The organism is Sphingomonas faeni (genome assembly GCF_040407505.1).
GTDB lineage: Bacteria > Pseudomonadota > Alphaproteobacteria > Sphingomonadales > Sphingomonadaceae > Sphingomonas > Sphingomonas faeni_E.
In genome coordinates this window covers 215,202-227,529 of sequence record NZ_JAPZPQ010000005.1, presented here as the reverse complement: position 1 = coordinate 227,529, position 12,328 = coordinate 215,202, and the positions used below count along the sequence as shown (strand labels likewise).

Here is a 12,328-nt window from a genome sequence, read left to right as displayed (position 1 = left end):
GGATGCCCGCTATTTCTAACGGCGCAATCCGCGTTGCGGTCGTCGGCATGGGCAAGATCGCGCGCGATCAGCATCTGCCGTCGATCGCGGGCAACCCCGAGTTCGAGTTCGTCGCCAGCGTCAGTCCGCGCGATCCGGGCGTCGAAGGAGTCGCCAACTTCAAGTCGTTGGATTCGTTGCTCGCCGACGGTCCGGCGATCGACGCGATCGCGCTCTGCACGCCGCCACAGGTGCGCTACGAGCTAGCCTCGATGGCGCTCGCCAAGCGCGTGCACGTCTTCCTCGAAAAGCCGCCCGGTGCGACGCTCGCCGAGGTCGATGCACTCGAAGCCCAGGCTGCCGAGACGGGAACGACGCTGTTCGCCGGCTGGCATTCGCGGTTCGCAGCGGGGGTCGCGCCGGCCAAGGCCTGGCTCGCCGAGCGTAAGATCGAGCGCGTATCGATTGTCTGGCGCGAGGACGTTCGCGTCTGGCATCCGGGGCAGGCGTGGATCTGGGAGCCGGGCGGTCTCGGCGTGTTCGATCCCGGCATCAACGCGCTCTCGATCGCGACCGAGATCCTGCCGCAGCCGTTCTTCCTGACGGCCGCGACGCTGTCGACGCCGGCCAACCGCGCCGCCCCGATCGCTGCCGACCTGACCTTCCGCAGCGCCTCGGGCACGCCGATCGACATGGATCTCGACTGGCGTCAGACCGGCCCGCAGAGCTGGGACATCACCGTCGAGACCGATGCCGGCACGCTCAGCCTCGCCAAGGGCGGCGCGGTGCTGACCTTGCCGAACGGCACCGTGCATAACGACGACGAGGAATATCCCGGCCTCTACACCCGCTTTGCGTCGCTGATCCGCGGTGGCCGCAGCGAAGTCGACACGACCCCGTTCACCCTCGTCGCCGACGCGTTCCTGCGCGGCACCCGCAATTCCGTGGAGGCTTTCGATGATTGAGGCAAAAATGGCCCGCACGCTGAAGGGCCTCGCCGCCGCGCTGCTGGTCTCGACCGCCGGCATCGGCACCGCGCAGACCGACGCGCCCGCCACCGCGCCCAGTTCGACCGGGGCAACTGTTACGGTCCACGCCGACACGCCCGGCCCGACCTATGATCGCCGCATCTTCACGCAGTTCGCGGAGCATCTCGGCACCGGCATCTATGGCGGGCTCTGGGTCGGTGAAAAGTCGAAGATCCCCAACGTCCGCGGTTTCCGTACCGATGTCGTCACCGCGCTGCGCGGGATCGGCGTGCCGGTCGTGCGCTGGCCGGGCGGCTGCTTCGCCGACGAATATCACTGGCGCGAAGGGATCGGTCCCAAGGCCAAGCGCCCGGTCAAGATCAACACGCATTGGGGCGGCGTGACCGAGCCCAACACGGTCGGCACGCACGAGTTCATGGATCTCGCCGGACAGCTCGGCGCCGAGCCCTATATCGCCGGCAACGTCGGCAACGGTACGCCGCAGGAAATGGCGGAGTGGGTCGAATACATGACCTCGCCCGCTGGCACGCTGGCGGACGAACGCGCGAAGAACGGCCACAAGGCGCCGTGGGCAGTGCCGTATTTCGGTGTCGGCAACGAGCTGTGGGGCTGTGGCGGCAACATGCGCGCGGAATATGCCGCCGACGTCACGCGGCGTTATGCCACCTTTATCAAGGCGCCCAAGGATACGCGCGTGATGAAGATCGCGAGCGGCGCCAACGTCGACGACTATCACTGGACCGAGACGATGGCGCGCGAGCTGGTCGGCAAGGTCGATGCGCTGTCGCTGCATTACTACACCGTCCCCGGTGGCTGGCCGCCGCGTGCGTCCGCGACCGTGTTCGACGAGCGCGGCTGGGCCGAGACGCTGTCCGAGACGCTCAAGATGGACGAGCTGATCACCAAGCATTCGGCGATCATGGACAAGGTCGATCCGAAGAAGACGATGTGGCTCGCGGTCGACGAATGGGGCACCTGGTATGCGGGCGATCCGGGCACCAACCCCGGTTTCCTGCGCCAGCAGAACACGCTGCGGGACGCGCTGGTCACCGCGATCAACCTCAACATCTTCGCCAAGCATGCCGACCGCGTGAAGATGACCGCGATCGCGCAGATGGTGAACGTGCTGCAGGCGATGATCCTGACCGACGGCAGCAAGATGGTGCTGACGCCGACCTATCACGTGTTCGCGATGTACAAGCCGTACATGGACGGCACGGTCCTGCCGATCGACATCAAGTCGCCCTGGTACAACAAGGACCAGTGGACGATGCCGTCGGTCAGCGCATCCGCCGTGCGCGGCAAGGACGGCGTGGTGCGGATCGCGCTGTCGAACCTCGATCCGAACAAGCCGACCAGCGTCGCGGCTGCGCTGCCCGGCGTGACCGCGCAAAGCGTCACCGGGCAGGTGCTCACCGCGCCGACGATGACTGCGCTCAACACCTTCGAGGCGCCCAACGCGGTCGCACCGAAGGCATTCAACGGCGCTAGCCTGAGCGGTGGAACGCTGTCGGTGACGTTGCCGCCGATGTCGGTGGTGATGCTCGAACTGAAGTGATCGTGACGCCCGCCGGAGCAACCGGCGGGCGCACCTACCGGGAGAGAGACGATGGCCGCACCGAAATGGGCGACCGGACTGATCGCGCTGACGCTCGCGAGTAGCGTGCTGGCGCAAACCGCCGATACGCCGCCTGCATTGAACGCCCGCCTGACCGGCGACATCGCCCCGGTCCACGACCCGGTGATGATCCGCGCGGGCGACACCTATTACGTCTACGGCACCGGGCTCGACGGCCAGATGCTGAGCGCACGGACGTCGCCGGATCTGGTCCACTGGACTGCCGGCACGCCGCCGTTCACGCGCCTGCCCGACTGGACGACCAAGGCGGTGCCGGGAACCAAGGGGATGTGGGCGCCGGACATTTCGCGCAGCGCAGACGGGCGGTACCGGCTCTATTATTCGGTCTCCACCTTCGGCTCGAACCGCTCGGCGATCGGCTTGGCGACCAGCCCGACGCTCGACCCCAAGGCCCCCGGCTATGGCTGGCGCGACGAGGGGCTGGTGGTGATGTCGACGCCCAAGGATGATTTCAATGCGATCGACCCGAACCACGTCCTCGATGCGCAGGGCCGCGAGTGGCTGTCGCTCGGCAGCTTCTGGACCGGTATCAAGCTGTTCGCGCTGGACCCCAAGACCGGCAAGCTGCTCGACCCCGCGGAGAAACCCCACGCGATCGCGCGCCGCCCCGCACCCGCCGGCGGACCAGCGCCGGTCGAGGCGCCGTTCATCATCGGCCATGGCGGCTATTACTGGCTGCTGGCGAGCTACGACTATTGCTGCAAGGGCGTGAACAGCACCTATTACACCGTCGTCGGCCGATCGAAGGCGATCACTGGGCCGTATCTCGGCAAGGACGGCAGCGCGATGATGCAGGGCGGGGGGACGATCTTCCTGCGCGCCGACCTGCAGGAAAAGCAGCGCTATCGCGGCCCCGGCCACCCCGGCGTGATGCACGACACCGACGGCAAGGACTATGTCGTCTACCATGCCTATGATTCCCAGACCAAAGGCACCCCGACGTTGCGCATCGCACCGATCGCCTGGGGTGCGGATGGCTGGCCAGTTGCGGAGAATCGACCATGACGATGGATTTCACACGACGGCTGTTCCTGGCCGGTGCTGGTGCTGCGACCGCTAGCGGTGCGCTCGCACGGGTCGCGGCCAAGGCGCCGGTGCCGGTCAACCCACTGGTCCGCCAGCGCGCCGATGCGCAGGTCTTCCTGCACACCGACGGCTATTATTACATGACCGGCTCGGTACCCGAATACGACCGGCTCGTGCTGCGCCGCTCGCGCACGCTGGCAGGGCTGTCGACCGCCAACGAGCGCGTGTTGTGGCGACACGAGAAGACCGGGCCGATGTCCGGCTTCCTCTGGGCACCCGAACTGCACTTGATCGACGGCCGCTGGATCATGTATTTCGCGGCAGGCCCCAGCGGCGGCGGCGAGGACGTGTTCCGCATCCGCACTTTCGCGGTGGTCTGCGACGGACCCGACGCCATGACCGGCACCTGGACCGTGCTGGGGCAATTGACGACGCCGTGGGACAGCTTCACGCTCGATTCCACCAGCTTCGTCCACCGCGGCACGCGCTATCTCGCCTGGGCACAGCGCGAGCCGGGGATCGAGACCAACAGCAACCTCTATCTCGCACCGCTCGCGACCCCGCTGACGCTGGCGGCGAAGCCCGCGCGGTTGGCGGTCCCGACGCTCGACTGGGAAATCCGCGGGTTCAAGGTCGCCGAGGCGCCTGCGCTGCTGGCGCGCAACGGCAAGCTGTTCATGACCTACTCGGCGAGCGCGACCGACGCGCGATACTGCATGGGCATGCTGACTGCGCGCGACGATGCCGACATCATGGACCCGGCAGCCTGGACGAAATCGCCGCAGCCGGTGTTCAAGTCGTCGCCCGCGCACAAGGTCTTCGGGCCCGGCCACAACAGCTTCACCGTCGACGAGCGCGGTCGCGACATCCTGGTCTATCACGCGCGCGACTATGAGGCGATCAAAGGCGATCCGCTGTTCGATCCCAACCGCCACACCCGCGTCCAGACCTTCAAGTACAAGCCCGACGGCACCCCTGACTTCGGCGAACCGGTTGCCAACGGCCCATTGCGGTGAGCGGCTTCGATCGCCGGACGTTCCTTGCCGCGGGGGCCGCAGCGGTACCCGCGGCCGCGATAGGCGCTGGCAGGAGCGCGAACTCGGAGCCGCTGGCCCCGACCCCGCCGATGGGCTGGAACAGCTGGAACAGCTTCGCGACGACGATCACCGAGGCGCAGGCGATCGAGACCGCGACGATCATGGCGGAAAAGCTGCTGCCATCGGGCTATGATATCTTCACCGTCGATATCCAGTGGTACGAGCCGGGGGCGACCAGCTACACCTACGCGACCAAGCCGACACCGGCGATGGACGGCTATGGCCGGTTGCTGCCCGCGCCAAACCGGTTTCCGTCGAGCGCCAGCGGCAAGGGCTTCCGCCCGCTCGCCGACCGGGTGCACGCGCTCGGCCTGCGGTTCGGCATCCACCTGATGCGCGGTATTCCGCGGCTGGCGGTGGAGCGCAACCTGCCCGTGTTCGGGACGAAATACCGCGCGCGCGACATCGCCGACACCGCCAGCATCTGTACCTGGAACCCGGACATGTACGGCGTCGACATGCGCAAGCCCGGCGCGCAGGCCTATTACGACAGCGTGTTCGCGCTCTACGCATCCTGGGGCGTCGACTTGGTCAAGATGGACGACATGAGCCGCCCCTATGACGCGCATGCCCCCGAGATCGAGGGCGCGCACGCCGCGATTGTCGCGACAGGCCGGCCGATCATCCTCAGCCTGTCGCCCGGCGAAACGCCGGTATCCCGCGCCGATCACGTCCGCCGCTTTGCGCAGATGTGGCGGATCAGCGACGATTTCTGGGACGAATGGCCGCTGCTCGAAGCGCAGTTCACCCGGCTGGAGAACTGGAACGCGCACCGCGTACCCGGCGGCTGGCCCGATGCGGACATGCTCCCGCTCGGGCGCCTCGCGCTCGGCGCGCGCGACACCAAGTTCACCCCCGACGAACAGCGAACGCTGATGACGCTGTGGTCGATCGCGCGCTCGCCACTGATCATGGGCGGTGATCTGCGGCACATCGATGCCGCCACGCTTGCGTTGTTGACCAATCCGGAGGTGATCGCGGTCAACCAGGCGAGCACAGACAACCAGCCCCATTTCGTCGAAGACGGCACGCGGGTCTGGTCGGCGCGCATACCCGGATCGGGTGATCGCTATGTGGCGCTGTTCAACACCGGCAAGGCGGCGAAGCCCGTCGGGATCGATCTGAGCCTGCTTGGCATCGCCGGCGAGGTGAGGGTCCGCGATCTATGGACCGGGCGTAAGCTTCCCGCGGTGGGCAGTCGTTTCGCACAACTATTGCCAGCTCATGGCGCCGGACTGTACCGGCTCGGCCGCTGATCCGCCAAGCCGCTCGGGCACAACTAGTAGGACTTATCTTGCCCGCTCATGCGAATGCTAATGGTCACGCTACCACGCTTACCCGAGCTTAAATGCGAGATATTCGCGATTATCACTTGCTGCATGTGCGCTCGCGCCATATGCAATGTCGGAGTAATAATCGCGGGTCGATAAGGCCGTGTTAGCGTTCAGGAGAGGGTTATGGCGTTGAAGCCAGTTGTCTTGTCGTCGGTGTCGGTCGTGGCCCTCGTGCTGTGCGGGCCGGCGTACAGCCAGGAAACGTCCGCCGCGGCGGCGCAGTCGCCCACCGAGCAGGGCGCGCCCGCTACCGTTGCACCCCCCGCTGAAGCAACGACCGATGCAACGATACCGTCGACCGGCGAAGACATCATCGTCACCGGCGTCCGCGCCAGCCTTTCCTCTGCACAGCAACGCAAGCAGCGGTCCGTGCAAATCGTCGACTCGATCGTCGCCGAAGATATCGGCAAGCTGCCCGACAACACCGTGTCCGATGCGTTGCAGCGCGTAACCGGCGTGCAGGTCACCCGCGGTGCCGGCGAAGCTGGCACGGTGCTGATCCGTGGCCTTCCGAACACGGCGACGCTGCTAAACGGGCGCGAGGCCTTCACCGGCACCGGCCGTGGTGTCGCACTGCAGGACATTCCGGCCGAGCTTCTGGCTGGCGTCGACGTCTACAAATCAAGCACGCCCGACCTGGTCGAGGGCGGCGTCGCCGGCGTCATCGACGTTCGACTGCGGCGTCCGTTCGACTTCAAGGGCCTCGAAGTCGCGGGCAGCGGTCGCGCGGTCTACAGCGACCAGTCGAAGAAATGGGGCTATATCGGCAGCGGGCTAATCGCCGACCGCTGGGACACGTCGATCGGTGAAATCGGCGCGATGGTCGGCGCGTCCTATAATCGTCGCAAATATCGGGATGATGTCGGCTTCAACTTCATTTCGAACCCCGGTGGCGCGAACGGTATCGGCATCCCCGACACGGTCGGCGGGCAGTATCAGAATGGCGATCGAAAGCGCACCGCATATAATGCGTCGTTGCAGTGGAAGCCGTCTTCCAACCTTGAATTCTACGCGGACGGGCTCTTTACCGAGTATAAGAACACTTCCGACACGAACTTCTTCATCGGTCTGCCTAAAGCGGGAGACGTCACCGCCACGCCGCGCGAGGACGCTCCCGGATTGGCGGGAAGCACGGTCACGCGGAACGCGTACACGCTGACCAGCAAGCAGGCGTACAAGAACAAGACGCAGACGTGGCAGGCCGATATCGGCACCAAATGGACCACCGGCAACGCGGTGCTTTCGACCGAACTGACGTACAACCACAGCCGCCTGACCGGCCGCAACGCGATCGTCGACACGTCGTTCAATGCGCCCGTGCTGAATATCGATTTCGACAATAACGGTACGCCGCTGATCGGCATCCCCGGCGTCGACCTGACCGATCCGTCGATCTACACGCTGCGGACGTTGTTCGACAATCACTCGGTCGCAACCAGCCGGCAATGGGCTTGGCGCAACGATCTGGTCTACAATATCGACGGCGGCGTCCTGTCCAACTTGAAGATCGGCACGCGCTACACCAGTCGTCGTGCCGAGTCTGAAGCGACGGCATCGATCCCGATCGCAATCGCCAATCCGGTTCTGCTCAGCAGCATCGCCGGGCTCGCGACGCTGTCGCCGGATGGTCTCATCAATGGCAAGGCGGGGATCGGTCAGTTCGCTTTGGCCGACACCGGCTTCCTGCTCGACAATACAGATCAGATCCGCAGCATTTTCGGACAACCCGCCGGCGAACGCGCCTATGATCCGAGCCTCGCCTTCTTCGACGATGAAAAGACGTACGCGTTCTACGGGCAGGTCGGCTATGCCTTCGATCTGGGGTCCGTGCATGTCGACGGCGTCGGTGGCGCCCGCGTCGTCAACACCGTCGAGACACTGGTCGGCAGCGGCGTTTCGAGCCGCAACAACTACCTGAACGTGCTGCCGAGCATCAACGCCCGGATTGCGTTGACCGAGAAGGTCCAGGTCCGTCTCGCGGCCGGCAAGACCATCACGCGGCCGGACTTCGCGCAGTTGAACCCGCTCGTCAGCTATGCGTCGAACGGCGATACCGGGGGCTCGGGCACGGCCTTTACCGGCGGCGGCGGCAACCCCGATCTTAGCCCGATCAAGTCGACGTCCTATGACGTGTCGATCGAATGGTATCCTTCGCGGACCACGTCGATCACCGCGGCGGGCTTCTACCGCGACCTGAACGGCTACATACAGACCTATTCGGAGATCGAGTCGTATCTCGGCCAGACCGCGCTCGTCAGCCGTCCGCGTAATACGGGGGATGGCACGCTGAAGGGTGTCGAGCTCGCCTATCAGCAGTTCTTCGATTTCCTGCCGGGACCGCTGAGTGGTTTCGGTGCGCAGCTGAACGGGACGTACATCGACGGCAAGACGGAGGATCCGATCAACGGTGGCCAGCAGCGGATCGTCAACGTCTCCAAATATTCGTACAACGTGATCGCGATATACGAGAAATACGGCCTGTCGGCGCGGTTGGCGTATAACTGGCGCTCCAGCTTCGTCGACAGCTACAATGCGGGCGGTGTGCAGGCCCATACGATCGTCGCGGCGCCCACCGGGCAGCTCGACTTCTCCGGCAATTATGCGCTGACCGACTGGCTGACGCTGACCGTGGATGCGACCAACCTCACTAATCGCACGTACAAGGATCGTTTCCAGGGCCTCAACGGCGCTGGTGCATATTCCAGCACGCCGCGCGATACCCGGACGTACGATCGCACGTTCCAATTCGGTGCGCGGTTCAAGTTCTAGTCTAGAGGCTGGGGGGGGAGGGGTGGAAAACCTACTCCCCACTTGCGTCGAATCCAGCAACGGCCCATTTCGCGGACAAGGAATCCCCAGAGCGGAGAACCCGAATGACCGAAACCGCCGACTATACGCCCCCCCCAATCTGGACATGGAACAAGACAGCTGAGGGTCGCTTCGCCACCATCAACCGACCAGTTGCCGGCGCTACGCATGACAAGGAATTGCCGGTTGGCAGGCACCCGCTCCAACTCTACTCGTTGGCGACGCCCAACGGGGTGAAGGTGACGGTGATGCTTGAGGAGCTGCTCGCGGCGGGGCACACGGGTGCCGAATACGACGCTTGGCTCATCAAGATCATGGATGGCGACCAGTTCAGCAGCGGGTTCGTCCAGGCCAACCCCAACTCGAAAATTCCTGCGCTGGTAGATCGCAGCAGCAACGCAACTCCAGTCCGGGTCTTCGAGTCCGGCTCAATCCTAGTCTATCTCGCCGAGAAATTTGGCGCGTTTCTGCCCACCGACCTTGCCAAGCGCACTGAGGTGCTTTCGTGGCTGTTCTGGCAAATGGGGGCGGGGCCATTGCTCGGCGGTGGGTTCGGCCATTTCTACGCCTATGCGGCGGTAAAGATCGAATATGCGATCGACCGCTTCGCGATGGAAGTGAAGCGCCAGCTCGACGTTCTCGACCGGCGTCTGGGCGAGAGCGAGTATCTCGGCGGCGACGACTATTCGATCGCCGATATGGCGGCGTGGCCTTGGTACGGCGCTCTGGTCAAGGGGGTGGTGTATGATGCTGCGGCGTTTCTCCAGGTTGATGACTACAAGAACGTGGTGCGCTGGAGCGATTTGATCGCCGCGCGGCCCGCGGTGGTGCGTGGACGGATGGTCAACCGGGTGATGGGCGATCCTTCCAGTCAGCTCCACGAACGGCACGATTCCAGTGACTTCGACACGCGTACGCAGGACAAGCTCGACGCCGCAGCGACGGGGTGACGCCGCACCCGCGAGGCTGAACGTTCGCTTTCAGATCACTCCTGCGTCGCTAGTGCCGCTAGCGTCGATCCGGCTTGTTTCGGCTTAACGTAGCGATTCAGCCAGTCCGTCATCTGCCATAACGTCTCCTCGGTCGATTCCAGCGCGCGATATCCGTGCGGCTCGTTGGGCAGGACGACGTAGCGTACCGTCGCACCGTTGCCCTTCAGCGCCGCGTACATGCGCTCGGACTGGATCGGAAAGGTGCCGCTATTGTCGTCCGCGCCGCCATGTATCAGCAGGATGGGCGCCTTGATCCGGTCGGCATAGGTGAACGGGCTCATTTCCGTATAGGTCGGCGTCGCCTGCCAATACGTCCGCTGCTCGGCCTGAAAGCCGAACGGCGTCAGCGTGCGGTTGTACGCGCCCGATCGCGCGATGCCGGCGCGGAACAGATCGGTATGCGCGAGCAGGTTGGCGGTCATGAACGCGCCGTAGCTGTGCCCGCCGACCGCCATGCGGCTGCGGTCGCCGACACCCAGTTTGACCACCGCATCGACCGCGGCCTGCGCATCCTGCTGCAACTGTTTGACGTAGGTGTCGTTGGCCTCGGCCCCGCCTTCGCCGATGATCGGCATCGAGGGATTGTCGAGAATCGCATAGCCCTGCGTGAGCAGGAACAGGTGGCTGATGCCGCGCGGGCGGACGAACCGGTTGCCCTGATCGACCGTCTGGCCGGCGACCTTCGCGTCGGTGAACTCCGCCGGATACGCCCACAGCAACGTCGGCAGCGGCCCGTCGCGTTTCACGTCATAGCCGGCGGGCAGGTACAGCGAGCCCGACAGCTGGAGTCCGTCGGCGCGGGGGTAGGTGATCGTGCGCTGCGTGACGCCGGCAAAGACCGGGGCGGGATCAACAAAGGCGGTGACGGGCTTGGCGCCGCCGCCCTTCACGCCGCGGATCATGTAGTTGGGCGCGAGCTTCGCGCTCTCGCGCCGCGTCAGGATCCGCTGTGCCTTGTCATCGAGCAGTGCGACGACCGTTTCATAATAGGGCGCCTTGGCCGTCCAGAGGCGGGTCTGCTCGCCGCCGGCGACGGGCATCGTCGCCAGGAAGGGGAAAGCCCCCGTCTTGGTCGCGCCATCGCCGGTGACGTATACCCCGCCATGATCGGGGGTGAAGCGCATCACCGGTTTGCCGGCGGCATTGTCCTCGACCATTGGATCGCCGGGATCGCCATATTGGTCCTGATAGTTGCGCGTCGATATCGTCCTCGTCTGGCCCGGCCGTGACGGGGCGACGGCCAGGCGATGCTCAGTACGCGATCGCCATTCGCGGTCGACGACCATCGCGAAGCGATCATCGCCCCACAGAATTGTTGCGTAACGGGCCGGGGTCTGCGCCAGTTCGACCGGCGCGGCATCGAACGGCGCGGGCTGCATCATCACCTTGTCGTGGAACGCGATCTTGGCGCGGGGATTACCGCCGTCCAGTGCTTCCGCCCAGACCAGCGTTGCCGGCGCATCCGACCGCCACATCGCCTCGCGCGGCCCCTTGACGGTGGCGTCGAAATCGACCGGCAAGTCATCGGCGAGCGGGCGATCGACCAACGTCTTCACCGGTTGGCCGCCGATCGTCGATACGGCGATCTCGGTCGGGAAGAAACGGGCAGGCAACAGATAGGAATAAGGCCGCTTGAGCCGCTCGGTCAGCAGGTAGCGACCGTCCGGGGAGACGCTGAAGTCGGTGATCAGGCCCGGCGTTCCGATCGGCCGCGCAGCACCGGCGAGATCGATCCGGACCAGCTGCCCGGTGAAATAGTGATCGAACAGCGCTTCGTCATGCGCATCACCAAGCAGATCCTCATAGGTTCGTGCTGCCGAGGTGCGGCCCGCGCTTTCCTGGATCACCGGGCCGGCCGGTGTGCTGCTCGCGACCGGTGCCGCGCCGCGACCGGTGGGCACGGTGTAGGCGACCAGCGCCTTGCTATCCGGCATCCAGACGAAGGGCGTGCCGAACGTGCCGTTCAGTGCCCGGGCGACCGTGCGGGCACTGCCGTCGCGCTCGGCGATCCAGAGCGACAGGCCTTCGGCGTCTTGCGCGTAGAAGGCGAGGCGGGTGCCGTCGGGCGACCAATTGGGCGAGGCGAAGCGCAATCCGGTGGGCAGCTTGACCGACACGGTCCGCCCCGAGCTTACATCCTTGAAGCTGAGCGCGTTCAACCATTGCACGCGCACTTCGGCCTGGCCGTTGGTGGCGGGATCGATGCGGTAGCCGCCCAGCCGCAAGATCGGTTTCGAAAGATTGGCGATCGACGGCAAATTCTCGCGCCCCAGGATGGCGAGCGTCCGGTGATCGGGGCTGACGGCGACCCCGGGGGTGGGCGGCGTCTCCAACGCCTTGGCAATCGCGTCGGGTGCGCGATGGTAGGTGCTGCCACCGGGCGTCTGAGAGAAGGCGGTGGTGGTGGTGAGGAGCAGGGCAATCAGACAGGCACCGGCGCGCATTCGAATTCCTTTGTCGATAT

Annotated in this window: 7 protein-coding genes and 1 pseudogene; 7 read left to right on the top strand and 1 reads right to left on the bottom strand. The window is 65.2% G+C overall.

Annotated features, from left to right (window positions below):
- Window positions 1–2: 2 nt before the first annotated feature.
- From O6X71_RS16240 to yghU, 7 genes and pseudogenes are all read left to right on the top strand, one after another.
- The gene (locus O6X71_RS16240; protein WP_353466755.1) at window positions 3–944 is read left to right on the top strand and encodes a Gfo/Idh/MocA family protein; all 942 of its coding nucleotides are present in this window, start codon (window positions 3–5) and stop codon (window positions 942–944) included.
- 7 nt (window positions 945–951) lie between these two features.
- Entirely contained in the window at window positions 952–2,526 is a 1,575-nt protein-coding gene (locus O6X71_RS16235) for an alpha-N-arabinofuranosidase (protein ID WP_353466789.1), read from the top strand.
- Between the two features lie 51 nt (window positions 2,527–2,577).
- Entirely contained in the window at window positions 2,578–3,612 is a 1,035-nt protein-coding gene (locus O6X71_RS16230) for an arabinan endo-1,5-alpha-L-arabinosidase (protein ID WP_353466754.1), read from the top strand.
- Window positions 3,609–4,643 (top strand): annotated as a pseudogene (locus O6X71_RS16225) (glycoside hydrolase family 43 protein); the annotation flags it as partial. The gene O6X71_RS16230 and the pseudogene O6X71_RS16225, both read left to right, overlap by 4 nt.
- Window positions 4,644–4,759: 116 nt before the next feature.
- Window positions 4,760–5,986 (top strand): glycoside hydrolase family 27 protein, encoded by a 1,227-nt coding sequence (locus O6X71_RS16220; RefSeq protein WP_353466788.1) that lies wholly within the window; start codon window positions 4,760–4,762, stop codon window positions 5,984–5,986.
- Between the two features lie 201 nt (window positions 5,987–6,187).
- On the top strand, window positions 6,188–8,833 hold the full coding sequence (locus O6X71_RS16215) for a TonB-dependent receptor (RefSeq protein ID WP_353466753.1): 2,646 nt from the start codon (window positions 6,188–6,190) through the stop codon (window positions 8,831–8,833).
- Between the two features lie 104 nt (window positions 8,834–8,937).
- A complete protein-coding gene (gene yghU, locus O6X71_RS16210; RefSeq protein ID WP_353466752.1) occupies window positions 8,938–9,822 on the top strand; it encodes a glutathione-dependent disulfide-bond oxidoreductase in 885 nt (294 codons plus the stop codon).
- A gap of 35 nt (window positions 9,823–9,857) precedes the next feature.
- On the opposite strand, the gene O6X71_RS16205 is transcribed toward yghU, so the two are convergent.
- Complete coding sequence (locus O6X71_RS16205; RefSeq protein WP_353466751.1) at window positions 9,858–12,308, bottom strand: S9 family peptidase; 2,451 nt, start codon at window positions 12,306–12,308, stop codon at window positions 9,858–9,860.
- Window positions 12,309–12,328 lie beyond the last annotated feature (20 nt).

Bases quoted from the DNA above. Each gene is read 5' to 3' on its own strand.
- O6X71_RS16240 (WP_353466755.1), top strand. From the start codon at position 3: ATGCCCGCTATTTCTAACGGCGCAATCCGCGTTGCGGTCGTCGGCATG.
- O6X71_RS16235 (WP_353466789.1), top strand. From the start codon at position 952: ATGGCCCGCACGCTGAAGGGCCTCGCCGCCGCGCTGCTGGTCTCGACC.
- O6X71_RS16230 (WP_353466754.1), top strand. From the start codon at position 2,578: ATGGCCGCACCGAAATGGGCGACCGGACTGATCGCGCTGACGCTCGCG.
- O6X71_RS16220 (WP_353466788.1), top strand. From the start codon at position 4,760: ATGGGCTGGAACAGCTGGAACAGCTTCGCGACGACGATCACCGAGGCG.
- O6X71_RS16215 (WP_353466753.1), top strand. From the start codon at position 6,188: ATGGCGTTGAAGCCAGTTGTCTTGTCGTCGGTGTCGGTCGTGGCCCTC.
- yghU (WP_353466752.1), top strand. From the start codon at position 8,938: ATGACCGAAACCGCCGACTATACGCCCCCCCCAATCTGGACATGGAAC.
- O6X71_RS16205 (WP_353466751.1), bottom strand. From the start codon at position 12,308: ATGCGCGCCGGTGCCTGTCTGATTGCCCTGCTCCTCACCACCACCACC.